Origin of the sequence: Halomicroarcula saliterrae (genome assembly GCF_031624395.1) — an archaeon.
Taxonomy (GTDB): domain Archaea; phylum Halobacteriota; class Halobacteria; order Halobacteriales; family Haloarculaceae; genus Haloarcula; species Haloarcula saliterrae.
The window spans coordinates 192,983-217,317 of the sequence record NZ_JAMQON010000001.1 but is presented as its reverse complement, the minus strand read 5'-3'; the positions used below and the strand labels follow the sequence as shown (position 1 = coordinate 217,317).

Genomic DNA, 24,335 nt, shown 5'->3' with positions numbered 1-24,335 from the left:
CAGCGTCCGCAACGTCGTCCCCAAACCGAAGCCGTACGTCTGACTCTCGGCGGGCATGGCACACCCGTCAAGGGTCGCTTTCTCCGCGGTATCGACTGCAACCGGACGACATATCCCACAGCGACACCACACCACTCAGCAATGACAGCAATCGACTTCCACGGCGTCTACCCCGCGATGTGCACGCCGTTCCACGACGACGAGGACCGCAGTATCGACTTCGAGACACTCCGGCGGGACGCCCAGCGGCTGGAGGCCGCCGGCGTCGACGGGCTGGTTCCGGCCGGCTCGACCGGTGAGTCGGCGACGATGACCCACGACGAACACATAGAGGTCGTCGAAGCGGTCATCGACGCCGTCGACGACGTCCCCGTCATCGCCGGCACCGGGTCGAACAACACCCGTGAGGCCCTCTCGCTCTCCCATCGAGCCGCCGACGCCGGCGCCGACGCCCTCCTCCTGATTTCCCCGTACTACAACAAGCCCGAACAGCGCGGGCTGGTCGACCACTACGAGACTATCGCCGACGCCGTTTCCTGCCCGCAGATCGTCTACAACGTCCCCTCGCGCACGGGCCGCAACATCGACCCCGACACCGCCGTTTCCCTGGCGAGCCACGAGAACATCCGGGCGTTCAAGGCCGCCAGCGGCGACATGAACCAGATCTCGGAGATTATCGAGCGCACGCGCGACGAGGCGTTCGCGGTCCTCTCGGGCGACGACGGGATGACGCTCCCGATGCTCTCGGTCGGCGCGGCGGGCTGTATCTCCGTGGCCGCCAACGTCGAGCCCGAGCGGACCTGTGCGATGGTCGGCGCCGGGCTGGCCGGCGACTACGAGCGAGCGCGGGCGATTCACCACGAGCTCGGCCCGCTCTTTCGCGAGCTGTTCGTCGAGACCAACCCCATTCCGGTCAAGGAGGCCATGCGCATCCGCGGCTACGGCCCGGCCCACCTTCGCCAGCCGCTGTCGCGACTGGCCGACGAGTATCTCGACGACTTACGTGGCGTGCTCGCCGCCCTCGAAACGGAGGACCTGGAAGACGAATACGCCGAGGTCGAACGATGACACGGGTCGCGGTCAACGGGGCGGCGGGTCGCATGGGCCGTGCGGTCATCGAGACGGCGGCCGACCGCGATGACGTGTCGGTCGTCGTCGGGTTCGGCACGGAAGCGGGCGAGATACGGGGCGTCCCGGTTGTCACCGAGGACGTGGCCGGCGCGCTGGCCGAACACGACGCCGATGTCGTGGTCGACTTCGCCGTCCCCGAGGCGACGCTGGCGCTCGCCGAGGCCTGTGTCGAGACCGGCGTCGGCCTCGTGGTCGGGACGACCGGCTTCGACGAGGACGGGCTGGCCGCCCTCGATTCGGCGAGCGAGTCGGTCCCGCTGTTGAAGGCGACGAACTTCTCGCGGGGCATCCAGGTGCTCCAGCGCACGGTCCGGGAGGCCGTCCGCGCGCTCGACGACTACGACCTCGAACTGATGGAGAGCCATCACAACGGGAAGATAGACGCCCCTTCGGGCACCGCCAAGACCCTGCTCGAGGTCGTCCAGTCCGAGCGCGACGTGGAGCCGGTGTACGGCCGCGAGGGTCACGCGCCCCGCGCGGACGACGAAATCGGCGTGTTCGCCCGCCGGGCCGGCGACATCCGCGGCGAGCACGAGCTCATCCTCGCGGGCAACGACGAGGTGCTCTCCCTCTCTCACCACGCCGAGGACCGGGCGGTCTTCGCTGCCGGCGCGCTGGACGCCGCGGCGTTCCTGGCCGGGCGCGGGGCCGGCCAGTACGACTTCGGCGAAGTCGTCGATTCGTCCTAAAACATATCTCATCTTCCTAATATAGTCTTGTCAATATAACGCACACCCTTATACGCGCTGACTCCCCAGCGTCGGGTATGGTTACGACACACCGCAGGCCAGCGTCCAGATGCCCGCACTGCTCCGGGGAGTTCAAGCCGGCACAGACAGTGACACACTGTCCCGACTGCGGCTACATCCCCGGCCAGGGCGCCGACTGAGACCGCCGACGGTCCGCACAGCCACCCGACCAGCCAACCAGTTCTCCGTTGGCCGACCGACGAGTAGCCGTCCGCTTTGGCCGAATCCAGTGGCGCTATACGTTCGGAGGCGGTACCGCCGAGCAAGATGCTCGGACAGGACCTGCAGCGCAACGTCGGAGACCTCTGGACAGCGTACGAACAGGGCGCCACCGTCGAGGACATCGAGCCGCCGCAACTGGATACGCTCGACGACTTCCTGACGGCGCTGGAAAACGGCGACGTCCGCGCCGCCGAGAAGGAAGACGGTGAGTGGACGGTAAACGAGTGGGTCAAACAGGGTATCCTGCTGAACTTCGCCTTCCGGCGGACCCACGAGCGCGAACACGGCGGCGTCACGTACCACGACGTGCTCCCGCTGCGTGACACCGGTGACCTCGGCGACCGGGGGACCCGCAACACGCCCGACGGGACGACTATCCGCCGGGGCGCGTACCTCGGCGAGGACTGCATCATGATGTCGCCCTCCTTCGTCAATATCGGCGCACACGTCGGCGACGGCACTCTCATCGACTCCTGTGACACCGTCGGCTCCTGTGCACAGATAGGCGAGAACGTCAAGCTCGGCGCGAACACGCTCATCGGCGGCGTCCTCGAACCGGTCGAGAGCGCGCCCGTCATCGTCGAGGACGACGTGTCGCTGGGCGCCGGCTGTCGCGTCACCAGCGGCTTCGTCGTCGGCGAAGGGTCCGTCGTCGGCGAGAACACGCTGCTGACGCCGCGTATTCCCGTCTACGACCTCGTCGAGGAGGAAGTGCTGTACGGCGAACTCCCGCCGGAGCGGCGGGCCTTCCAGCGGTTCGTCGATTCGTCGGTCGGCGAGCACGACCTCATCCCCGGCGGCGCCTACAAGCCCGCAGTCGTCGCGACCGACGTCGAAGAGGAGACGCTCGAAGCGACGGAGCGAGAAGACGCGCTTCGGGACTAGCGAGACGTCGAGCGAAGCGAGACGTCTCGGATTGCGAGCGGGGAGCGGAGCGACCCGCGAGCAGCGGCGGGGTCGATATCCCGCTACGCCGCGTCGACCAGCGCCCCGTAGAACGCCTCGGCGGTGTCGAACCGCTCGTCGGGGTCGGCCAGAAGCGCCCGCGCGAGATGGGGTTTGACGCGCTTGGAGATGCCCTGAATCGGACGCGGAATCGACCCGACGTCCGGCGACGGACGGTCGGGCGGGGTCGACGCACAGAGGAGCCAGTAGGCGACGGCGCCGAGCTGGTACACCGGCGTCGTCGGCGTCAGTCGGCCGTCGAGCTGTTCCGGCGCGGTGTAGGGGCCGCTGGTATCCAGACCGAGAGCGTCTCTAACGGTCCACTCGATACCCCAGTCCGCGACCGTGGCGCGGCGGCTCCCGTCGGATTCCAGCAGGTGGATGGTATCGGGGGAGACGCCACAGGTCGGCGCAGAGCCGGCGGTGACCGTCCCGACGGCGTCGGCGACGTGGCCGAGAATCTCCAGCCGGGAGCGAGCCGGCAGCTCGGTCCCGATATCGGCGAGCGTGTGCCGACCGACTCGGTAGGCGACCCACGACGTGGGGTCGGTGCCGGACTCGTAGATGGAGGCCACGTGGGGCGCATCGTCGTGAGCCTGCCAGCGCTCGAACACACCAGCGAAGGCCTCGGGGACGCCGTCGTCGGTCGCGTGCTTCCGCGAGACTGTGACAATCTGGGCCCGAGTGCCGCCGCTCCAGGGCGTCGAGTACAGATGGACCGCGCCGTCGGTGTCGGTGAACTCGACCTGCGTCACGTCGGGGACGGAGGCCCCGAGCTGACCCGGGCTGGCGGGTCCGACCGTTCCGACGTCCGAGGGACCCGCCGGTTCGGCTGCCGACGCCGTCCCGGGGTCGGGTTCGTCCGGTGCCGCGGGCTCGGCGACCGCCTCCGCGTCGAAGCGAACGCCCGACCGCGTGATGTCGTTGCGCAGAAAGCGGTGGTCGCGCGCCTCGTACTCCTCGTCCCGGCCGTCGTAGACGCGCAGCTGTTTGAAGTCGTACAGTCGCTGGAGCTTCTTGGCGCGGTCCGCGGCCGCCTCGCGCGACTCGGCGGCGGTCATCGCACAGGTCCCCGCCTGCGGGACGACGGTCCACCCGCCGACCAGGTCGTCGCGTCTGACTGTGAGGCAGTCAAACAGCGGATTCCAGTAGAGCCCGCCGACGCTGCGGGGCGTGTCCCAGCGGACGAGACACGGGTGGCGGTCGGCCTCCATCTTCGATTTCGCGTATCGCAGTGCGCTCAGTCGGGAGTCGAGCGTGGCGTGTGTCTTGCCCGTCCGCGACCCCTTGCGGTAGTCCTCGACGACCCAGAGGCTCCTCTGCTTGACGAGTTCCAGCGGCGGCCGTCGTGGGATGTCCGGTTGCATGATATATCTGGTACCACCCCGTTCGTTCGGAGAGTCTATTGTTGGAGCAAAAATAGGTTTGGGTGCGGGTCGGTCCCGTCAGCCCGATTAGCGTGGCCGTTCCCGGGAGAGAGCAGACGGCCGCGCGGACAGCGTCGCCCGAAACGGAACGCTTGTTAGCCGCCACCGCTGTTGTTGGGCCAATGAGTCAGGACTCGCCGCCGGTCCGTCGCCTCGCGGACTGGGACCACGACCGGCTCGGTCGGCTGGCGGCCGACCACGGGACGCCGCTGTACGTCGTCGACCTGGACCGGGTCGCACGGAACTACGAGCGCTTCGCGTCGGCGTTTCCCGACGCCCACGTCATGTACGCCGCGAAGGCCCACACCGGCCGCGCCGTGCTCGAAACGCTGCTGGAGACGGGCGCGGACATCGAGTGTGCCGCCGCCGGCGAACTCCAGCGGGCAGTGCAGGCCGGCGCGGACCCGAGCACGCTCCAGTACACCGCCGTGAACCCGCCGGACGCGGACCTCGACTACGCCGTCGAGCTGGCCGGGGAGAACCCCGGCCTCACTATCACCGGCGGCGCGCGCGACACCTTCGACCGCCTCGAAGAACGGGGGTACGACGGCCGCGTGGCGGTCCGCATCAATCCCGGTATCGGCACCGGCCACCACGAGAAGGTTGCCACGGGGAAGGACGCCAAGTTCGGCATCCCATACGAGCAGGTGCCCGAGGTGGCCGAAGACGTGGCCGACCGCTTCGACCTCGTGGGCATCCACGCCCACGCCGGCAGCGGCGTCTTGCACGACGACCTCGACGACCACTGTCGCGCCATCGGGAAGGTCGCGGAGATGGGGCGCACGGTCGAGACCGGCGTGACACCGCTGGACTTCGTGGACTTCGGCGGTGGCTTCGGCGTGCCCTACCGCGAGGACGAGGCGCCACTGGAGATGGACGTCGTCGGCGAGAAGGTCCGCGACGCCGTCGGCGGACTGGACGCCCAGATAAAGCTCGAACCCGGCCGCTACGTGGTCGCCGACGCGGAGCTCATCCTCAGCGAGGTCAACACGGTCAAGGAGGCCCCCGCGGCCACCGTCGTCGGCGTCGACGCGTCGCTGGCGACGCTCATCCGCCCGGCGATGTTCGGCTCCTACCACCCGATTCGGAACGTCACGGCCCCCGACCGGGAGGCGGAGCCGGTCTCCGTGGGCGGCCCCTGCTGTACGAGCGCCGACGTGTTCTGTACCGACCGGCCGATCGCCCGCCCGGAACGGGAGGACCTGCTGGCCATCGGCAACGCCGGCGCCTACGGCTACGAGCTGGCGAACCAGTTCCACTCCCAGCCCCGGCCCGCGGAGGTCGCCATCGAGGGCGACGAGAGCCGCGTCGTCCGCGAGCGGGAGACGCTGGCCGACGTGACCCGCATGGAACGATGAGCGTCGGCTTCGACCTGACGGCGTTTCACCGGACGGCCGTCGAGACAGACTCGACAGCGGACGTGGGACCGATGCGTGACCTCCTCGTGGCGACGCTGGACCGTGCGGGCGTGACCCCGTCGGTCGACGACCTCGGCAACGTCGTCGCCACCGTCGGCGCGAGCGACCCCGACGCCGCGGCCGCCGCCGACGGGACCCACCTGGTCCTGAACACCCACATCGACACGGTGCCGCCCCACCTCCCCTACGAGCGCCGCGAGCAGCCCCCGGGCGACGAGCGGATCGACGGGACCGGCCCGGCGCGAAGCGCCTCGGACAGCCAGGCGGCACAACCGCGAGACAGCGACGGACTCACCGGCGACGTCGTCTGTGGCCGGGGGTCGTGTGACGCGAAGGGACCCCTCGCGGCGCTGCTCGACGCCTTCCTCACCGTCGAGCCGGACGCGGGCGCGGTGACCCTCGCGGTGTCCATCGACGAGGAGACGACCCAGACCGGCGGCGCACACCTCGCCGAGACCATCGACGCCGACGGCTACATCGTCGGCGAGCCGACCGGGCTCGACGTCTGTACCGCCGCGAAGGGGCAGTTCGAGGGGACAGTGACGATTCACGGCGAGAGCGCCCACGCCGCGGACCCGGGCAGCGGCCTGAACGCCGTCCGGGCGGCTGCCCCGATTCTGCAGGCGATGGAGAGCTACGACGAAACCAAGGGCCCCGACGACCACGAGACGCTGGGTCGCCCCATCCTGACACCCTCCATGGTCGAGGGCGGGGAGGCGACCAACCAGATACCCGCCGAGTGTACCATCACGTTCGACCGGCGCTCGGTGCCGCCGGAGACCAGCGAGGAGTTCTGTGGGGCCCTCGAAACGCACCTCTCCCAGTGGCTCCCCGGGTCGATGTCGCTGGACGTGGCGCTCATCCGCCCCGACACGCCCTTCCCCGAGGCCTTCGCCACGGACGAGGACGCCGAGCTGGTGCAGCTACTGGGGGCCGCAAGCGGCGGCGCCGTCCGGCCCTTCGAGGCCGCGACGGAGGCCTCCTACTTCGCGCCCCACGGGCCGACCGTCGTCTTCGGCCCGGGCGTCCTGACGGACGAGGTCGGCGCGGTCGCCCACTCGAAACGCGAGTACGTCCGGCTCTCCGAGGTCCGCACCGCCGCCCGCGCGGTGCGTGAGACCGTCGCGCGGCTAGTCGAGTAGCGCCATCGCTTGCTCGTCGGTGACCTGCGAGAAGTCCCGGTAGAACTGTCCGACCGCGGAGAACCGCTGTGGCGTCGCAAGGACGACAAGCCGGTCGACCATGCGGTCAAGTTCCTCGGCGGTCCGGGGCGAGCCGACCGGGACCGCGGCGACGACGCTCGCGGCGCCGGCCGCACGGACGCGCTGGACGCAGGCGAACATCGTCGCGCCGGTGGCCAGCCCGTCGTCGACGATGAGAACGTCCTCGCCGGCGAGGTCGAGCGGGGGTCGCCCGTCGCGGTAGCGCTGGCGCTTCTCCCGGGCGGCCCGCTGTTCGTGCTCGGTTTCGTCCTCCAGATACCCCATCGGCAGGTCGAGCGACCCGATGAGCGAGTCGTTTCGCCACGTGGTCCCGTCGTCGGCGACGGCGGCGACCGCCAGTTCCGGGTTCCCCGGCGCGCCGACCTTGCTCGCCACGACCACGTCCAGTGGCACGTCGAGGGCGTCCGCGACGGGACGGGCGATAGGGAGCCCGCCGCGTGGAATCCCCAGCACGATATCGGCGTCGAGGTCCAGCCGACGGAGCTCCGCGGCGAGTTGCTCACCGGCGTCCGTGCGGTCCGTGAACATGTCAACAGATACGACTGTCCCGGAGTTAATCCCTGCGGTCGGGCCGGTGTCAGTCCTGTGGCGTGGCCGGCCCGTCCGCGTCGACCGAGAGAGTCGTCCCGGAGCCGCGCTCGCCCGCGAGGTCACCCGCGAGCGCCAGCGACGGGGCGAACACGAGCGCGACGGCGATACCGGAGAGAGTCACCCGGCCACTGGCGATGGACAGCGGCAGGACGATGATGAGAAAGAAGTTGCCCAGCGCGTCGGCCATGCGGGCGAACGCCAGCGTCAGCACGCGTGAGTCAGTGTCCAGAACCATCTACCGACCGGTTGGTCGGAAGAACCCTGAGAGTTGCGTTAGCGGTCCGTTCGAGTGGGCCGAAACAATTTGGGACCAGATATTCATACGATGACGAATTTCTAAAAAACATGAAAGATAATGTGGGTTTGGAGCGGGCGGTCGTCCTGGCCGTGGCGCGTTCAGAAGGTATCGAGCCGGCAGCACTCAGGGAGCCGCTGTTCGACGCGCTCGACGGTGACGCGCTCGACCGACTCTTCCGTGACACGACCGGCCACGTCACCTTCGAGTACCAGGGCTACGAGGTGACTGTCAGCAGCGACGGCGACGTTTCGCTCGAACCGTCTGTCGAGTGAGCGGCCGGTCCGTCGGGGCCCAGCTGCGAGTAGGGCGGTTCGACGAAGCGACGTTAGTGTTGACACACGGCTACGCTTGCTCCGCCAGCTGCGCCGCGAGACCGGTGTATCCCGCAGGCGTCAGCGCGTCGAGCTCCGCCCGCACGTCGTCGCTCACGTCCAGCTCCGCGAACATCGCACGGAAGTCCTCGATAGTCACGTCCTTGCCCCGCGTGGCCTTCTTGACCTGTTCGTAGGCGTCGTCGTGGCCCTCGCGCCGCAGGATAGTCTGGACGGCCTCGCCGATTATCTCGGGCGTGTCGGCCAGTTCCTCGGCCATCACCTGCTCGTTCGGGACGACCTTCGCCAGCCCGTTCTGGCACTTCCCGTACGCGATGAGACAGTAGGCAAAGGCCGAACCGACGTTTCGCTTGACCGTCGAGTCCGAGAGGTCCCGCTGGAGCCGGGAGTTGGTGACGTAATCGCCAAGGAAGACGAGGTCCGAGTTCGCCTTCGAGAGGTTCCCCTCGCTGTTCTCGAAGTCGATGGGATTGACCTTGTGTGGCATCGTCGAGGAGCCGGTCTCGCCCTCGACGGTCTGTTGCCCGAGGTAGCGGTCGGAGACGTAGAGCCACATGTCCCGGTCCATATCCAGCAGGACGTTGTTCGCGCCCCGCACCGCATCGAAGAGGACTTCGAGGTCGTCACAGGGGTTGACCTGCGTCGTCAGCGGTTCGTGGTCCAGCCCGAGCGAGGCGACGAACTCGCGGGCGAAGGCGGGCCAGTCGACGTCCGGGTAGGCGGCGTGATGGGCCGCGTAGGTCCCCGAGGCGCCAGCGAGTTTCCCGGAGAGGGCGTCGGCCGCGCGCTCGATTCGCGCGATGGCCTGTCCGAGCCGTGAGGCGTAGACGGCCATCTCCTTGCCGAAGGTCGTCGGCGTCGCGGGCTGGCCGTGGGTCCGGGCGAGCATCGCCAGGTCGCCGTAGTCGTGGGCCATCTCGACCAGCGTGTCCCTGATGGCGCGGAGTTCGGGCACCAGCACGTCCTCGGCGGCGGGTTTGACCAGCAGGCGGTGAGCGAGGTTGTTCACGTCCTCGCTCGTGAGCCCGAAGTGAATCCAGTGGTCGGCGTCCAGCCCGTCGGGCATCCCCAGACGGATGAAGTACTCGATGGCTTTCACGTCGTGGTTCGTTGCCGAGTACTCGCCGTACCCCTCCGTCTCCAGTCGCTTGACGACGCTCGCGTCCTCGTCGTCGAAAGCGTCGTACAGGTCGCGAAGCGCGGCTCGCTGGTCGTCGGAGACGGTCAGCGGCGTGGCGTCGAGGTCGGCCAGCGCGAGGAGATACTCCACTTCGACTTCGACGCGGGCGCGCATGAGCGCCCGCTCGCTGGCGTACGGGACGAGCGGCTCGGTGTAGCGGGCGTACCGGCCGTCCAGCGGCGAGACGGCGGCGAGTGGCCCTCTGTCAGTCATACCGGAGAGTTGCCGGAGACCCGAAAAAGCGTGTCGACTCACACTGCCGGCGGGACGGTGGAAAACACGTCCGCGAGCGTATCCGTGGCGGCTGTTTCCGAGATGTATCACAGTGATTATCGTAGATTATGGACGGTAGCACCGACCCTGGGGTCGGTGCATACCGGTAAATCGCTACGCGAATCACTATCAGTCGGTAGTGTCCCCGTTAGGGCAGCTTCAGATAGGTGTCGCCCCGCTGCTGGACGCGCACGACCTCGGCCACGCCGGACCTGACGGTCGTCACGCCGGTCGCGAGCTCCTGTGGGGCGTGGCCAAATCGGTCCAGCGAGTTCGCACAGGCGGCGATTTCGACGCCCGCCTCCGCCATCCGCGTCACCTTCGCGGCCTCGGGGCTGGTTCCGAGGAGAAAGCGGACCCCGGGCCCGTTGACGACGACTTCCATCAGCTCCGGCGGCGTCTCGACGGAGTCGTCGTTGACGAGGTTCGCGAGGTTCCGCAGCGCCATCTGCCAGTCGCCGATATCGTCGGCGGAGACGTGTACCAGAATCGAACTGTGGCTGCTCATGGCTCTTGTTCTCGGCGGAACCGACAAATAGCCACGGGCGGTGTGCGTCGGCTCAGGAGAGCCACCCGTAGTCGCCGCTCGCCTCCCCGAACCGGCCGTCCGGCGGGTCGTAGCGGTAGAGGTCCCCGCCGAGTGCCACCCAGGCCAGGCCGTAGGGCACCGCGGCCCACGGCGAGATGTCGAACCCGAGAAAGAGGAGCGTCCCCACGAGGAGCACGACCCCGAGCCACGGCGGCTGGATACGGGTCCTGACGAGGCCGACACTGACCAGCAGGGAGCCGCTGACGAAGGCGAGCACACCGAGACCGACGACGATCTCGCCGCCGCCAGTCGCCACACGGAGGCCCTGTCCGAGCGCGAAGACGACCCCGCCGATGGCACCGAGCCACGCGCCGGCGGTACCGGGCCGCTTCATGCGCGCCCCGTAGAAGCTCTCGACGGCGTAGTGCCCGACGACGAGGGCCACAGTCGAGAGAGCCACGACGGTCAGGACCGCGTCGCTCTCGCGACCGGTCAGACCGAGCGCGACGGCCCACGCGAGCCACACGAGTCCGCCGGCGGCGCCGACCAGTCCAGCGCGCTGACAGCGAAGCTTCGACATACCGGCGAGTGGTCGCCGCGCTACTAATGGACATCGGACTGTGTACCGCCCGCCGGGCCGTCTGCCGAGTCAGAAGACGGTACGTACCTCACCCAGCAACTGTTTCGCATCCGCGTGCCCGTGATACTCGATGTGCCCGGTGTCTCCGTCGTAGTCGAGCCAGCCTCGCTGACTGAGTTTCGGGAGATGGACGTGACTGAGTTCGACCCGTATCGACTGGTCGGTCGCGGACGGAACGCGGCTGGTGAGCCGTTCGGCCAGGTCGGCCAGCGACGCCGTCTCCGACCCGGTGCAGTTCTCGAAGTAGTGTATTACCTCGCGCCGTATGGCGTGACAGAGAGTGTCTAGCAGCTGGTCGACGACGGGTGCCTTGTCCGGATAACAGGATTTCGGCGGCATGGCGCTTAATTTACCACAGGTGTAGTTAATTATACTGCCACTTCTGGCCGTTGTCGATATTGATACCCGCGCCGGCCAGTGGCCGTTTCGCAACTACTTTGCGCGCCGACCGCACCCACACAGATATGAAACTCGCCGGTATGGCCAGCAACCGTGGCCGGAATCTCCTGAACATCGCCGACCGCGCACCGGGTGGCGCCGAGTTCGCCGTCGTCCTGACGAACGACGCCGACGCGCCCGTCCTGGAGGCGGCAGCGGAGCGTGGCATCCCGACCGAGGTCGTCGAACGGGGCGACGACGAGTCCCGCGAGGCCCACGAGGAGCGGGTCCTCGACGCGCTGGCCGACTACGACTTCGAACTGGTGACGCTCGATGGATACATGCGCATTCTGAGCGAGACGTTCATCGAGGGCGCGCCGACGACGCTGAACGTCCACCCCTCCCTGCTCCCGAACTTCCCGGGGATGGACACCCACGAGCAGGTACTGGAGGCGGGCGTGAAGGTGACGGGCTGTACGGTCCACGTCGTCGACGAGACGGTCGACGGCGGCCCCATCGTCACGCAGGAACCGATTCCGGTCGTCGAGGGCGACGACGTCGACGCGCTGAAAGAACGCGTCCTCTACGAGGGCGAGTTCACCGCTTACCCCCGTGTCGTCAAGTGGTTCACCGAGGACCGCGTCGAGGTCGACTGGGAGACCGGCACCGTCGACGTCGACGGGGACGAGGGCGGGGAGTTCCCCGCGCGACGGCTCGTCTCCGACGACCGGGCGGCGGACCTCCGCTACGGGGAGAACCCCCATCAGGACGCCGCGCTGTACGCCGACACCACGGTATCAGAGGCCAGCGTCGTCCACGCCGACCAGCTCAACGAGGGCGCGAAGGCGCTGTCCTACAACAACTACAACGACGCCGACGGCGCGCTGAACCTGATAAAGGAGTTCGACGAGCCCGCCGCCGCGGTCATCAAACACACCAACCCCGCGGGCTGTGCGACCGCCGACTCCGTGGCCGAGGCCTACGGCAAGGCCCTCTCGACGGACCCGATGAGCGCCTTCGGCGGTATCGTCGCCCTCAACCGCGAGTGTGACACCGCCACCGCGGAGCAGATTACCGACTCGTTCAAGGAAGTCGTCGTCGCGCCGGGCTACACCGACGCCGCGCTCGACGTGCTCTTCGAGAAGGAGAACCTCCGGGTGCTGGACGTGAACGACAACTTCGAGGTGACGGACACGCTGACCGAGAAGCCTCTCGTCGGGGGCCGGCTGGTCCAGCAACGGGACACCCAGCATCTCACCGTCGACGACCTCGAAGTCGTCACCGACCGGGTTCCGACCGACGAACAGCTCGAATCGATGCTCTTCGCCTGGCACACGCTGAAACACGTCAAATCGAACGGCATCCTCTTCGCGAAAGGCACCGAGACGGTCGGCATCGGAATGGGCCAGGTCTCCCGCGTCGACGCCGTCCGACTCGCCGCGATGAAAGCCGACGAACACGCCGAGGGCAAGGACGCCGAGGGCGCCGTGATGGCGTCGGACGCCTTCTTCCCGTTCCCGGACGGTATCGAGGAGGCGGCGAAAGCGGGCATCGAGGCCGTCATCCAGCCCGGCGGCTCGAAAAACGACGAGAGCGTCGTCGAGGCCGCCGACGAACACGACATGGCGATGGTCATGACCGGTCAGCGGTCCTTCAGACACGACTGACGGGAGCGCGTGCGCTCGCGTGAAGGCGGGGCCACTCCACTCGGTGGCACTCAGACCGGCCCGAACCGAACAGTTCCGGCAGTCACACCGAGCGTGAACTGGTAGCATCCCGCTCGAACTCCGAGACTACGCTTTTCCTGTCGGATAGCCCTCAGTACCACCTAGTGGTCCCAATGGCTACAGAATCTACAACCAACGAGTCGATGCAGGCACAGTTACAGCGAGGCGGTATCGTGGGTGGTGCCCTGTTGGCGCTACTGGGGGTACTCGCGCTGTTTACGCCCTTCATTACGGGAATCGCCCTCTCCATCCTGCTCGGGGCGGCGCTGGTCGTGGGCGCACTGGTCCACGTCGCGGCGGCGTTCTCCGCGGGCAGTGCGAGAAGCGTCGTCTGGCAGGTCCTGCTGGGCGTCGTCTACGGCTTCGTCGGCATCTCGATTCTCTCGAACCCGATACTCGGACTGACGACGCTGACGGTCCTCGTCATCGCCTTCTTCGCCGCCGAGGGTATCCTCCAGCTGGTCTGGGCGGTCACCGGCGAGGGGAGCCGCGTCTGGCTCGGCATCAGCGGCGTGGTCTCCTTGCTGCTGGCCGGGATGTTGCTGGTCGGATTTCCGGCGTCGGCGCTGTGGGCCGTCGGGGTCCTCTTCGGCGTGGATCTGCTGGTCACCGGCCTCTCGATGATTATGCACGGCCGGACGACCCGAGAAGCGACCAGCGCCGAGACGCCCGCGGAAGCGGCCGGGTAACCCCGACCACGCTACGGCGTCTCGCGAACGACGGTTTGTATCGGCGGTCGGGTCTCTCCGGCGTAGGGAGCTGGTACGAACCCGGTCAGTACGCCTAATATCGAGACGGCGCTCAGTGCCGACAGCACCGCGGAGACGGACCGTCCGATGACGACTTACTACTTCATCAGCGACCTGCACATCGGCGGCGACGAGGCGTTGCGCGACGTGCAGTTCGAGCCGGAGCTCCTCGGGTTTCTCGAACGGCTCGAAACAACCGACGAGGACGCCGAGCTCATCATCAACGGCGACACGTTCGGCCTCTGGGAGTTCACCGAGCTCGAGGGGATGGCGAAGTTCGACGCGCTGCTGGAGCGCTACCCCGAGCTGTTCGAGCAGCTGCGGGCGACCGGCGAGAACGTCCAGATTACCATCATCCCGGGGAACCACGACTACGAACTGGCAGCACACGACGAGTACGTCGAGCGGCTCGCCGAGTGGAACGTGACCCTCGAACAGGACGTGACTATCACCCGCTCTGTCGGCGAGCACGACGTCTGGATCGAACACGGGATGCAGGAGGACGGGCACAATCGGATTCCGGACTTCGGGAACCCCTACGCGAACCCGCTGGGCTACTTCGTCAACCGGCACTTCACGAGCAAAGCCGGGCAGCTGTCCGACCGTGGGCGGTACAACTGGCTCAGGGATATCCAGTCCGTGACGCCCATGGAGCGGATTCCCGAGTGGGTCGTCTCGAACTACTTCTACCGGGAGATGAACCCGCTGTTGCGCTACGCCTCGCTCCCGTTCCTGCTCACGTTCAACGTCAGTCTGGGCTATCTCCTGGTGGTCCTGCTCGCCGTGACTGGTGTCTGGTCGGCGCCGCTGCTGGCGGTCCACGACCTGCTGTTCGAGCTCGGCGTCGTCGGCTCGCTCCTCGATGCGGTCATCGCCGTCAACATCGCGGTCACCGCGTTGCTTGCCGTTCTCGCGGTGCCGCTGTACGTCTACGTCCGCGACGTTCGGACGACGCTCGGCCGGTTTGGCCTGTTCGGACTCCCGGAACGGACCGACCCGTATCTCGACCGCGCGCGGTCGGTGTTCGAGGCGAACCCCGACGTGGCGGCGTTCGTCTACGGCCACACGCACCGTGCGTCCGTCCGGCGGCTCGACGGTCGTGCGGTCATCAACACCGGGACGTGGCTCAAGCGGTTCACGCCGACAGCCACCCGGCTCGGGCTCCTCCCGCCCGTGTTCCACCCGTCGTTCAGACTGAGCTACGTCCGTCTCAGGGCCGAAGACGGGGCAGTACTCGTGGAGTACGACGAAGTCGACAAGGCGAACCCGTCGGAGCTCTCAGTGCTGGAACGCCTCGTCTCGAAACGGCCCGGCCGGGAGTCAGAGATCCCCGAAGAGAGCGTCTTCGAGCGCTGAACCACGAGTCCGTACCACACCGGGGCAACCACTCGAAAGACAGTTGTCATTTGAATGTCAATAATGCGGCATGGACGACACCGACGGCGAGTCGCGTCTCCGCGGTACCGCGGACCACTCGGAAAGCGGCGCGCCGGCTGGCGGCCACGTTATCCGCGACCGCTTCTCCTCGAACGAGATATTCCAGCGCATCGTCGTGGCGGCCGACGACGAGATTACCGCACGACCCCGGAAGCTGGTGGCCGGCGGGCTCGCCGCGGGCTTTGCCATCACGGTCACCTTCCTCCTCTATGCCTCGCTGACGGCGAGTACGGGCGGGGACCCGATTCTGAGCGCGCTGCTGTACCCGCTGGGCTTTATATTCATCATCCTCGGTGACTACGAGCTGTACACGGAGAACACGCTGCCGCCGGTCACGCTCGTCCTCGAACGCATCGCCAGCTTCCCCACGCTGGCCCGTATCTGGGGGCTCGTACTTCTGGGGAACTTTCTGGGGGGCGCACTGGGCGCGGCCGCGCTCTCGTCGACGGGCGTCCTCTCGCCCGCCGCGGCGACGGCGGCGGAGGGGTTCGCCGTCGAAGCCATCGAAGCGCCGTGGTGGGCGCTGTTCGCAAAGGCGGTGTTCGCCGGGCTCATCGTCGCCGGCGTCGTCTGGGTCGACTACTCGCTGCGGGACGGTATCGCGCGCATCACGATGGTGTACCTCTCCTTTCTCGCCATCCCCTTCGGGAGCCTCTATCACGTCGTCGTCTCCTGGACCGAGATGCTGTTTCTCGTCTTCGAGGGGGAGCTCGCGCTCGCGGTCGGCGTCACCGAGTTCGTCCTGCCGGTGTTGCTCGGCAACTCCATCGGCGGTGTCGTGCTCGTGACGGTCGTCAACTACTTCCAGACGACCGAACGCCGGGTGGCGACGGCACGCGTCAGCGATATTCGCCCGCTCTCGACTCGCGAGTGGCTGCTGGGCGGGCTCGGCGGCGACAGGTCGTACGTCCCCTCCCGAAGGGACCGCGAGTGATGTCCAAACGCATTTGAGTTGACACGGGCTACTACGGCTGTGAGCTGGCTCTCCGACAACCGCCACTGGCTGCTGTTTGCCGCCACGGTGCTGTCCGGGCTCGGGACCGTCGGCGTCGCCGTCGTCGGCGTCCTCGCCACCGTCTCCACGCTGGTGACCGGTGGGCCGCTCGTCCTCACCGTCGGCGGGTTCCTGCTCGGGACGCTCCTCCTCGGGGGACTGACGCTCGTCGCCGCCGCCGCGCTCCTCTCGACGCTCGCCAGCCGGGCGTCGCTCCCCTCGCTCCCGCGAAGCCAGCGCGCGGCGAACGTCCTGTACGGGCTGGAGGCCGCCGTGCCGCCGCTCCGAGCGCTCGGCCTCGGCGACCGGCTGGAGCCGACGGTCGAGGACAAGCGGGCCGCGCTCACCGAGCGCTACGTCGAGGGGGAGCTCTCCGAGCGGGAGCTCGAAGCGAAGCTCCACCGGCTATTGGACGAAGAGACCGACCGACGGGTTCCGGACATCGGGTCCGCTGACCGCGGCGACGCCGAGTCCCCATCGGAACGCGAAGTCGAGCGGGAGCGGTAGCCCCACAGCAGGCGGCTTTTTATCTCGGCCGGCCGTCACCTCGGGTATGAGCAGAGTCACTCTCTACCGGGCCGACGTCGAGTCGCCCCGCCTCGCGCGCCTCGTGGGCGCGGTACCGGGCGTCGAGGTCGCCGGGGACGGCGATGCCGACAGCGACGAGACAGCGCCGCCGACGACGGCAGACGACGGCGGCCTGCTCGACAGGGTTCCGGATACGGATGTCGTCGACGAGGAGAAGGCTTCGATGGTGAAGACCTACGGCCTGCTCGGTCTGGGCGTCTCGATGGTCGCACTCGGCATCGCGACGGTCGGTATCTGGGTGTATCTGCGCCGGAAGGGCGACGACGAGGGGGCAGAGACGCCGCCGCCCGCGACCGGTCTCGACACCGTCGACGAACCGGCTGTGACGGAGCCGTCGACGCCAGCGCCGCCGACGGACCCGACCGCCGTCGAACCGGAGTCGGCCACCGAGGAGCCGCGGGGCCGGACCGAGGACCGGTCGGACGTGGAGTGGACGACCAGAGAGACGACGCCGACGAGCGAGCCGGAGACGGCCGCCGAGGAGGCCGAGCCGAGCGACGCGGAACCGCGGCCGGGCGAGTCGGTCGACGCGGCACCGCTGCTGGGGGTCGCCTTCCTCGCGGTGACCGGTGCCGTCGTCCGCTGGGTGCAGGGCGGCGAGGGCGAGGCGTAGGTCCGACAACCTAAAGCGGGCGGCTCCGAAACTCCGGGCATGGAGTTCCACGAGGCCGCGAACTTCCTCTTCGAGTTGCGCCGGTTCGATTCGCGGGCCGGCACCGACGCCACGCGGAGCCTGCTGTCTGCGCTGTCCGACCCACAGGAGGGACCACGCTGTGTACAGGTCGCCGGCTCCAACGGGAAGGGGTCGACCGCCCGGATGCTCGAACGCACGCTCCGGGAGGCCGGACTCGACGTCGGCCTCTACACCTCGCCGCATCTCGACGACGTCCGCGAGCGCATCCGCGTGAACGGCCGCAAGGTGCCCGAGGCCGCCGTCGTCGAGTTCGTCGAGGGGGTCCGCGAGTACATCACCGACTGTGGCGCCGAGGGGGCGTCGCCGACCTTCTTCGAGACGCTGACCGCCTTCGCCTTCTGGGAGTTCGACCGACAGGACGTCGACGTCGCCGTCCTCGAAGTCGGCATCGGCGGGAAGTACGACGCCACCAGCGTCGTCGACCCCGTCGCCAGCGCGGTGACCAGTGTCACGCTCGAACACACCCACATTCTGGGCGATACCGTCGAGGAGATCGCCACGGACAAGGCCCACGTCGCGCCCGCCGACCGACCGCTGGTGACCGGCGCGACCGGCGACGCGCTCGCCGCCGTCCGCGAACAGGCCGGCGACGTGGTTACCGTCGGCGACGGCGAGGAGTCGGAGGTCCACGTCAGCTACGGCGGCCGTGACGGACTGGAGGCCGCCGTCGGCATCGAGGGGCCCGACTGGGCCGTCGACACGCATCTCCCGCTGCTGGGGGCACACCAGGCCCACAACGCGGGTATCGCCGCGACGCTCGCCAGACAGGTCGCCGACGTGTCCCGAACCGACATCGAGCGCGGCCTGCGAAACGCCCACTGGCCCGGCCGCTTCGAAGTGATGGGCGAGTCGCCACTGGTGGTGCTCGACGGGGCGCACAACCCCGGCGGGCTCGAACGGACCGTGGAGACGCTGGGGAGTTTCGACTACGACGACCTCCACGTCGTGCTGGGCGCGATGGTGGACAAGGACCACGCGGCCATCGCCGCCGAACTCGCCGACGCCGGCCACGCTGTCGCCTGTCGTCCGAACGTCGACCGGGCCGAGAGCCCCGACGTGCTGGCCGAGGCGCTGCGCGAGGGGACCGACGCGGAGGTGCGGACTCGTTCGGACGTGGCCGGCGCCGTCGGGATGGCCCTCGACGCCGCCGACGAGGGCGACGCGGTTCTCGTCACCGGCTCGCTGTACGCCGTTCGCGAGGCGCGGACCCGCTGGACACGGCCGGTGGTGCCCAAGGACGTGGATTCGATTCCCGAAGCCAGGGAGACTATCGAGGCCGCCCACGTCACCAGCGCCGGCGCGTGGCGGATGCGGGGGAAGGCCGTCCACCGAGTGCTGCGGACCCGCGTCCAGCCCCGACAGGCCCAGTATCTCAAGGAGGAACTCCTCTCGCTCGGCGGGGAGTGTGCCGTCTCGGGCCTGAACGACCAGGCCGAGGAACGCGTCGACATCGTCATGATGGGGACGATGGCGCAGTTCAAACGCCTCGCGGACAAGCTGGACGGCCAGCCCTACGGGCTCTCGACCTTTTCCGACGAGCTCAGGGAGGCGCTGGACATCCGGCAGCCGGCTGCCGGGGCCGACTACCCGTGGAGCGACGGCACCGCGGTGATGGGCATCCTCAACATCACGCCCGACTCCTTCCACGACGGCGGGGAGTACAACGCCGTCGAGGACGCGGTCGCACGCGCCGAGTCGATGGTCGAAGACGGCGCGGACATCCTCGACATCGGCGGGGAGTCGACGCGCCCGGGCGCCGACCCGGTCCCGGTCGAGGACGAAATCGAGCGGGTCGTCCCGGTCATCGAGGCGCTGTCCGAGACCGACGTGGCCGTCTCCGTCGACACCCGGAAGGCCGCGGTCGCCCGGGCGGCCCTCGACGCCGGTGCGGACATCCTCAACGACGTGTCCGGGCTGGAAGACCCCGAGATGAGACTGGTCGCCGCCGACCACGACGTGCCGGTCGTCGTGATGCACTCCATCGAGACCCCCGTCGATCCGGACAGCGACATCCATTACGACGACGTGGTCGGGGACGTCATCGACGAACTCACCGAGCGGGTCCTGCTGGCGGAGAAAGCCGGGCTGGACCGCGAGCAGATTCTCGTCGACCCCGGCATCGGCTTCGGGAAGTCCCCCGCCGAGAGCTTCGAGCTGCTCGACCGCATCGGGGAGTTCCGGGCGCTTGGCTGTCCGATTCTGGTCGGCCACTCCCACAAGTCGCTGTTCGGGCTGGTCGGGGAGCGACCCGGTGACTGTCTGGAAGCGACGATAGCGGGGACGACCATGGCCACGGAGCGGGGGGCAGACGTGATACGGGTCCACGACGTGGCCGAGAACGTCGCCGCGGTCAACGTCGCGAACGCGGCGGCGAACCCCGACGGGGTCGGCGAGTAACCTGGGGCACGCCGAGTTCGCAGTTCCCGCAGTGCCAGACGGTGACTGTGTCCGCTCGGTCGAGGCCGATGCGAGCGTCGCTGACCGCGAATCGATGGACGCGGCGACCCGTCACCAGGTCGCATCACCCACCTGTGCCCCGCACTTGCGGCGGGGTAGTGGTCGTGATATCCCACGGGACCGGATTATCTATGCATTCTTTTATTTCAAGTAATACTATATAATTTGAACCGGTTGCTACATTCGACGAGTAGAACACTTTCGGAGCGGTTTCGCATTTTGCAGATTTATCATATAAATATAATATCCTCCTATTTCTCAGTTATCACAGAAAACTGTAAATAAAATCGGAGTGAGTACACCATATGGCAGATGACTACATTGTAACCCGGAGACAGATGCTATCTACGGCAGCAGGCGTGGGCCTGGCGGGCGTCGCTGGCTGTTCGAGCGGCGAGGACGAGGTACAGGACTCGGACGGCGACGGCGTGGTCGACAGTCAGGACTACGCCCCACAGGACCCCGACGTGCAGGACGCGAGTGACGTGACTACCGGTCCGACCACCGACAGCACAGAGGACGCGGAATTTGACTTCGGCGAGCTCACCGTCGACCCCGTCGTTTCGGCGGAGCGGATGCCTGAGCCAGAGGCCGTCTCGATAGATAGCGAGCAACGGAGCGGTGATTTCTACGACTTCTCCGCCACAGTACAGAACACGGGGACGGCCGGCAACGTCGGGATCACCCTTGTACTGATGCCGGACACCTCGACCTCTCCGTGGTCGTTCAACGCTACGCAGGCCGGACAGCAGCGCCTCTACTTCGACGAGAACGAGCGCCGAACTGTGGAGATAAGCGCGACGAGAGAGGACAGGTATCGGGCGTACGGGTTCCGTCTGTGGCCCGCCGAGGTGGAGGCAGACGTGACGAACGAGGGGGGCAGCGGCGACGTCGACGTGGAACTGGTACAGAGCGGTGGCACCGGTGACGGGACGGTTCTCGACGAACAGACCGTCCAGATAGACGGCGGCGAGACACGAACGGTCAGTTTCCAGGGGGAGTACAACAGCTTCCCGCTGGAGACTGATATCGATGAGGTCGGGTTCGGGATAGAGGTGAGCCCCGCCGTCTGAGCGGGCGGTCGCCACCGACGGGACCACGCGAGTGGCGCTCCTCCCACGGGCACCCGTGTCAGTCGGTCCCCGACTCCACCGCCGCGGCCTCCTGTTCGGTGACCTGAATCCCCTTCGAGGCGAGATGGCGCATCTGCCGGCGGACGAAGTCCTCTTCGGTCGTCCCGCGGGTCGCCAACACGACCATCTTCGCGTCGCCGGCGGGCCGCATCGTCCGGCCGGCCCGCTGGGCGCCCTGTCGGCGGGAGCCGCCCAGTCCCGAGGCCACGACGGCGAGTTCGGCGTCGGGCAGGTCGATACCCTCGTCGCCCACGCGGGAGACCACCAGCGTGTCCTGTTCGCCGCGACGGAACGCGTCGAACAGCCGCTCGCGCTCGGCGTGGCGCGTCTCGCCGCTGACGAAGGGCGCGTCGATGGCCTCGCTGATGGCGTCGCCGTCGTCCAGATACTCGACGAAGACGAGGGCTTTGGCCTCGGGATGCTCGGCCAGCGTGTAGCGTATCTCGTCTATCTTCCCGCTGTTCCCGGCCGCGGCCTGCCGGCGGTCGTGGCCCGAGGTGGCGGCGTACTCGGTGCGCTCGCCGTCGGTGCCCCACGGCACCAGCCGTATCTCGACCTCCGGCTCGGCGACGTACCCCTCGTCGAACAGCTTCCCCCAGTCGGTGCCGATGGGCGGGCCGACGAGCGTGAAAATCTCCTCCTCGTCGTCGCTCTCGCGAGTTGGCGTCGCCGTCAGCCCGAGTCGGTGTTTGGTCTGGAGGTTCGCACTCCGGCGGTAGATGGGTGCCGGGACGTGGTGGACCTCGTCGAAGACGATGAGCCCCCACTTGCGCTGGTCGAACAGCTTCCTGTGGCGGTCCATCCCCGCCGTGCGGTAGGTCGCGATGGTGACGGGTCGAATCTCCTTCTCGCCGCCGTGGTACTCGCCGATGTCGTCGTCGGAGAGGGTCGTGTGGCGCACGAGTTCGTCGCGCCACTGCGTGGCCAGCTCGCGCGAGGGGACCAGAATCAGCGTCTCGCCGCCGACGGCGGCCATCGCGCCCATCGCCGCCACCGTCTTGCCGGACCCCGGCGGGCCGACGAACACGCCGGAGCCCTGTTCGGTGAACCGCTCGACCCAGTCGGCCTGGTAGTCCCGCAGCCGGAGGCGAAGCTCCACGTCGAGCGGTTCGCCCGTCGCCAGCTCGCGGTCGTCACGCACCGGGTAGCCGGCCTCGTACAGCGTCCGCTTGACCTGTGCGGTGGCGTCCTCGTCGACCCACGACTCCGAGTCGGAGATGGGCGCCCGGAGGAGGTCGTCGTCGAGTTTCGGTCGGGCGACGTTGCCCATCAGCTCGTCGCTCTCGGCTTCGAGGACGACGTAGCCGTCCTCGTGCGTGTAGAGGCGGAACTTCCGGGCCCGCTCCCACTGGCTCGTCACCCACTCCTCCAGATGGGTCGACCGCTCGCCCAGCACGTCCCGCATGGTGGCGAGCAGGTCGTCGAGGCTCTCGTGGGGCGCGGCCCAGATGTCGGCCTCGCGCAGCTCGTAGACGTAGCCGCCAGAGCGATTGCTGTCCCCCAGTCGGGCGAACTGCGAGAGCTGGGCCCGCGTGAACTGGTCGGGGTGCTCGACGACGACCTCGCGACGGTCCGGAAACAGAACCACGCGCTCGCGGTCGGTCACTTCCGCCACGTCGGTCGGGTACCACACCGACTCGACCTCGGTCACGTCCTGGCGCTGTATCTCGCCGGTCTCGGCCAGCGCTTCCAGCGCGTCGCGGGCCTCGTCGGGCGTGAGGTCGGTCTTGCGGGAGAGTTCGGTCGCCGTCAGATGGGGGCGGCCAACAGCGTCGATGGCGTCGTACACCGCGTCGAGTTCGAGGCGGGCGTCGTCGGTGTCGGTGGTCACTACAGGCGTCTGGGGCCGGACGGACAAAACGAGTTTCGTCTGCCCGGGTCGGTCACCGAGCGCTCGCGCCGCGTCGACCCCGGAGTTTTCCCGGTCGCTCGACAACGGTCCGCTGTGCCCGAGCTATCCATGCGGAACCCCTGGGTTTTCACCACCGTAACCACCGTCGCGTGGGTCCTCGTCTGGGGGGCGATCCAGCTGCTTCTCTTCGACGGCGGGCTGTTCGAGGCGGTACTGCAGGCCGGGCTGGCCGGAATCGCGTTCTCTGTCCTCTACCTGTATTTGCAGTGAGCTGCGCCCCTCAGAACAGCCCTCGCTCGTCGACCAGTCGCTCGTAGAGCGCCTCGTACCGCTCGGTCACCGCCGCGTGGTCGTATTCGGCCAGCGACTCGTCGACGGTGCGGTGGTCCATCCCGGCGGACTCGACGATGCTGTCGGCGATCTCCTGTGGCGTCGTCACGCGGAAGTCCCGGTCGCGGTGTTCGACGAGTTCGTGGGCGCTCGACTCGGCCTGATACTCGACGACGGCGATACAGCCACAGGCCAGCGCCCACAGCAGCTCCGTCGCGAACTGTTCGCGGAAGGCCGTCTGGACGAACACCTGCGCGCCCTTGTAGATAGCGAGGCGGCGCTCGCGGTCACACTCGCCGACGAACTCGACGCGGTCTTCGATGCGCAGATCGGCGGCCTCCTGCTCGTAGGCCCCGCGTTCGGGGCCGTCGCCGACGACCGTCGCGGACCAGCCCCGCTGTCGGAGTTCGGCCAGCCCGAGAAACAGCGATTCGATGTTGGCGCTCTCGTCCAGCGGGTGGGCGTACACCACGTCGACCTCCTCGGCGGGCTCGACTTCGCGAACGAGGTCCATGTCGATGCTCTCCGGGATGACCGTCGTCCGGTCGCTCCCCGCGCCGGCCTCCCAGAGCCGCGTCTGGACGAGTTCCGAGGGGGTGACGAACCGGTCTGCGGTCCCGAGCGCGCGGTCGGAGACCGTCCGCTCGTGGTCGCCGTACCACTCGACGACCAGCGGTGCGCGGGCGAGTTTGGCGCCGGCGTTGGCCGCGCGCAGCACCGACGACGGCGTCGGGACGGCGTGGACGACGTCGGGGCGGTACTTCGCCAGCAACGCCGGCAGGCGCGTACAGAACGAGGGCTCGGTCGGCGAGACGGTGACCGCGCGGTAGGTGATATCGTCGGGTGCGAACTGCGTCGCGTTGCCGCCCCACCACTGGGCACAGAAGACGGACACCTCGTGGCCGGCGTCGGCGAGGTTCGCGGCGAGCCGGTCGAGGTGTCGCCGGCCCGCTGTGTCCCGGTGGTGACTCGTCTCCATAGCGACGACCGCGACACGCATACCGCAGTACACGACGGGTGTGCTCAAAAACCCACCCG

At 68.1% G+C, this 24,335-nt stretch carries 25 protein-coding genes; 16 read left to right on the top strand and 9 right to left on the bottom strand.

The annotated features are described in order from the left end of the window. The first annotated feature begins 141 nt into the window (after positions 1 to 141). The 4 genes from dapA to NDI56_RS01100 all read left to right on the top strand — a co-directional run bounded on the left by dapA (position 142) and on the right by NDI56_RS01100 (position 2,987). Positions 142 to 1,068, top strand: coding sequence for a 4-hydroxy-tetrahydrodipicolinate synthase (gene dapA / locus NDI56_RS01115; protein WP_310917564.1), 927 nt, complete (start codon positions 142 to 144; stop codon positions 1,066 to 1,068). Then, positions 1,065 to 1,820, top strand: coding sequence for a 4-hydroxy-tetrahydrodipicolinate reductase (dapB, locus tag NDI56_RS01110; protein WP_310917563.1), 756 nt, complete (start codon positions 1,065 to 1,067; stop codon positions 1,818 to 1,820). Before dapA ends, dapB begins: the two co-directional genes overlap by 4 nt. A gap of 77 nt (positions 1,821 to 1,897) precedes the next feature. Then, positions 1,898 to 2,020: a hypothetical protein gene (locus NDI56_RS01105; protein ID WP_310917562.1), complete on the top strand. Its 123-nt coding sequence runs from the start codon at positions 1,898 to 1,900 to the stop codon at positions 2,018 to 2,020. 127 nt (positions 2,021 to 2,147) lie between these two features. Further along, the gene (locus NDI56_RS01100; RefSeq protein ID WP_310917561.1) at positions 2,148 to 2,987 is read left to right on the top strand and encodes a 2,3,4,5-tetrahydropyridine-2,6-dicarboxylate N-succinyltransferase; all 840 of its coding nucleotides are present in this window, start codon (positions 2,148 to 2,150) and stop codon (positions 2,985 to 2,987) included. An 83-nt stretch (positions 2,988 to 3,070) separates the two neighbouring features. Here the strand turns inward: NDI56_RS01100 and NDI56_RS01095 are convergent, their stop codons facing one another. Beyond that, positions 3,071 to 4,414, bottom strand: coding sequence for a protein kinase family protein (locus NDI56_RS01095; protein WP_310917560.1), 1,344 nt, complete (start codon positions 4,412 to 4,414; stop codon positions 3,071 to 3,073). Positions 4,415 to 4,596: 182 nt separating this feature from the next. Here NDI56_RS01095 and lysA point away from each other — a divergent pair, with 182 nt between their 5' ends. Further along, the gene (lysA, locus tag NDI56_RS01090) at positions 4,597 to 5,832 is read left to right on the top strand and encodes a diaminopimelate decarboxylase (RefSeq protein WP_310917559.1); all 1,236 of its coding nucleotides are present in this window, start codon (positions 4,597 to 4,599) and stop codon (positions 5,830 to 5,832) included. Next, a complete protein-coding gene (locus NDI56_RS01085) occupies positions 5,829 to 7,034 on the top strand; it encodes a M20 family metallopeptidase (RefSeq protein WP_310917558.1) in 1,206 nt (401 codons plus the stop codon). The genes lysA and NDI56_RS01085 overlap by 4 nt, the downstream gene beginning before the upstream one ends. Here NDI56_RS01085 and NDI56_RS01080 read toward each other — a convergent pair. Beyond that, positions 7,023 to 7,643: a phosphoribosyltransferase gene (locus NDI56_RS01080; protein WP_310917557.1), complete on the bottom strand. Its 621-nt coding sequence runs from the start codon at positions 7,641 to 7,643 to the stop codon at positions 7,023 to 7,025. The two genes, NDI56_RS01085 and NDI56_RS01080, sit on opposite strands and share 12 nt — an antisense overlap. A gap of 49 nt (positions 7,644 to 7,692) precedes the next feature. Next, complete coding sequence (locus tag NDI56_RS21705) at positions 7,693 to 7,941, bottom strand: hypothetical protein (protein ID WP_417935937.1); 249 nt, start codon at positions 7,939 to 7,941, stop codon at positions 7,693 to 7,695. Between the two features lie 110 nt (positions 7,942 to 8,051). On the opposite strand from NDI56_RS21705, the gene NDI56_RS01070 reads away from it, so the two are divergent. Further along, positions 8,052 to 8,276: a HalOD1 output domain-containing protein gene (locus NDI56_RS01070; protein ID WP_310917556.1), complete on the top strand. Its 225-nt coding sequence runs from the start codon at positions 8,052 to 8,054 to the stop codon at positions 8,274 to 8,276. A gap of 70 nt (positions 8,277 to 8,346) precedes the next feature. Here NDI56_RS01070 and purB read toward each other — a convergent pair whose 3' ends face one another. From purB to NDI56_RS01050, 4 genes are all read right to left on the bottom strand, one after another. Continuing rightward, entirely contained in the window at positions 8,347 to 9,729 is a 1,383-nt protein-coding gene (gene purB, locus NDI56_RS01065; protein ID WP_310917555.1) for an adenylosuccinate lyase, read from the bottom strand. A gap of 208 nt (positions 9,730 to 9,937) precedes the next feature. Continuing rightward, entirely contained in the window at positions 9,938 to 10,297 is a 360-nt protein-coding gene (locus tag NDI56_RS01060; protein ID WP_310917554.1) for a DsrE family protein, read from the bottom strand. 52 nt (positions 10,298 to 10,349) lie between these two features. Then, positions 10,350 to 10,898, bottom strand: coding sequence for a hypothetical protein (locus NDI56_RS01055; protein WP_310917553.1), 549 nt, complete (start codon positions 10,896 to 10,898; stop codon positions 10,350 to 10,352). Positions 10,899 to 10,967: 69 nt separating this feature from the next. Then, complete coding sequence (locus NDI56_RS01050; RefSeq protein ID WP_310917552.1) at positions 10,968 to 11,297, bottom strand: DUF7344 domain-containing protein; 330 nt, start codon at positions 11,295 to 11,297, stop codon at positions 10,968 to 10,970. Positions 11,298 to 11,422: 125 nt separating this feature from the next. On the opposite strand from NDI56_RS01050, the gene purH reads away from it, so the two are divergent. From purH to NDI56_RS01010, 8 genes are all read left to right on the top strand, one after another. Continuing rightward, positions 11,423 to 13,003 (top strand): bifunctional phosphoribosylaminoimidazolecarboxamide formyltransferase/IMP cyclohydrolase, encoded by a 1,581-nt coding sequence (gene purH / locus NDI56_RS01045; protein WP_310917551.1) that lies wholly within the window; start codon positions 11,423 to 11,425, stop codon positions 13,001 to 13,003. A gap of 173 nt (positions 13,004 to 13,176) precedes the next feature. Continuing rightward, a complete protein-coding gene (locus tag NDI56_RS01040) occupies positions 13,177 to 13,752 on the top strand; it encodes an HdeD family acid-resistance protein (RefSeq protein ID WP_310917550.1) in 576 nt (191 codons plus the stop codon). A gap of 147 nt (positions 13,753 to 13,899) precedes the next feature. Beyond that, positions 13,900 to 15,168: a metallophosphoesterase gene (locus tag NDI56_RS01035; RefSeq protein WP_310917549.1), complete on the top strand. Its 1,269-nt coding sequence runs from the start codon at positions 13,900 to 13,902 to the stop codon at positions 15,166 to 15,168. 70 nt (positions 15,169 to 15,238) lie between these two features. After that, positions 15,239 to 16,183 (top strand): formate/nitrite transporter family protein, encoded by a 945-nt coding sequence (locus tag NDI56_RS01030; RefSeq protein ID WP_310917548.1) that lies wholly within the window; start codon positions 15,239 to 15,241, stop codon positions 16,181 to 16,183. 39 nt (positions 16,184 to 16,222) lie between these two features. Continuing rightward, complete coding sequence (locus NDI56_RS01025; RefSeq protein WP_310917547.1) at positions 16,223 to 16,750, top strand: hypothetical protein; 528 nt, start codon at positions 16,223 to 16,225, stop codon at positions 16,748 to 16,750. 46 nt (positions 16,751 to 16,796) lie between these two features. Continuing rightward, positions 16,797 to 17,444: a hypothetical protein gene (locus NDI56_RS01020; protein WP_310917546.1), complete on the top strand. Its 648-nt coding sequence runs from the start codon at positions 16,797 to 16,799 to the stop codon at positions 17,442 to 17,444. A 39-nt stretch (positions 17,445 to 17,483) separates the two neighbouring features. Then, the gene (folP, locus tag NDI56_RS01015) at positions 17,484 to 19,922 is read left to right on the top strand and encodes a dihydropteroate synthase (RefSeq protein WP_310917545.1); all 2,439 of its coding nucleotides are present in this window, start codon (positions 17,484 to 17,486) and stop codon (positions 19,920 to 19,922) included. A 398-nt stretch (positions 19,923 to 20,320) separates the two neighbouring features. After that, a complete protein-coding gene (locus NDI56_RS01010; protein ID WP_310917544.1) occupies positions 20,321 to 21,055 on the top strand; it encodes a hypothetical protein in 735 nt (244 codons plus the stop codon). Positions 21,056 to 21,113: 58 nt separating this feature from the next. Here the strand turns inward: NDI56_RS01010 and NDI56_RS01005 are convergent, their stop codons facing one another. Continuing rightward, positions 21,114 to 22,946, bottom strand: coding sequence for a DEAD/DEAH box helicase (locus NDI56_RS01005; protein WP_310917543.1), 1,833 nt, complete (start codon positions 22,944 to 22,946; stop codon positions 21,114 to 21,116). Positions 22,947 to 23,060: 114 nt separating this feature from the next. On the opposite strand from NDI56_RS01005, the gene NDI56_RS01000 reads away from it, so the two are divergent. Next, complete coding sequence (locus NDI56_RS01000) at positions 23,061 to 23,237, top strand: hypothetical protein (protein ID WP_310917542.1); 177 nt, start codon at positions 23,061 to 23,063, stop codon at positions 23,235 to 23,237. A gap of 10 nt (positions 23,238 to 23,247) precedes the next feature. Here NDI56_RS01000 and NDI56_RS00995 read toward each other — a convergent pair whose 3' ends face one another. After that, a complete protein-coding gene (locus NDI56_RS00995; protein ID WP_310917541.1) occupies positions 23,248 to 24,297 on the bottom strand; it encodes a glycosyltransferase family 4 protein in 1,050 nt (349 codons plus the stop codon). Positions 24,298 to 24,335 lie beyond the last annotated feature (38 nt).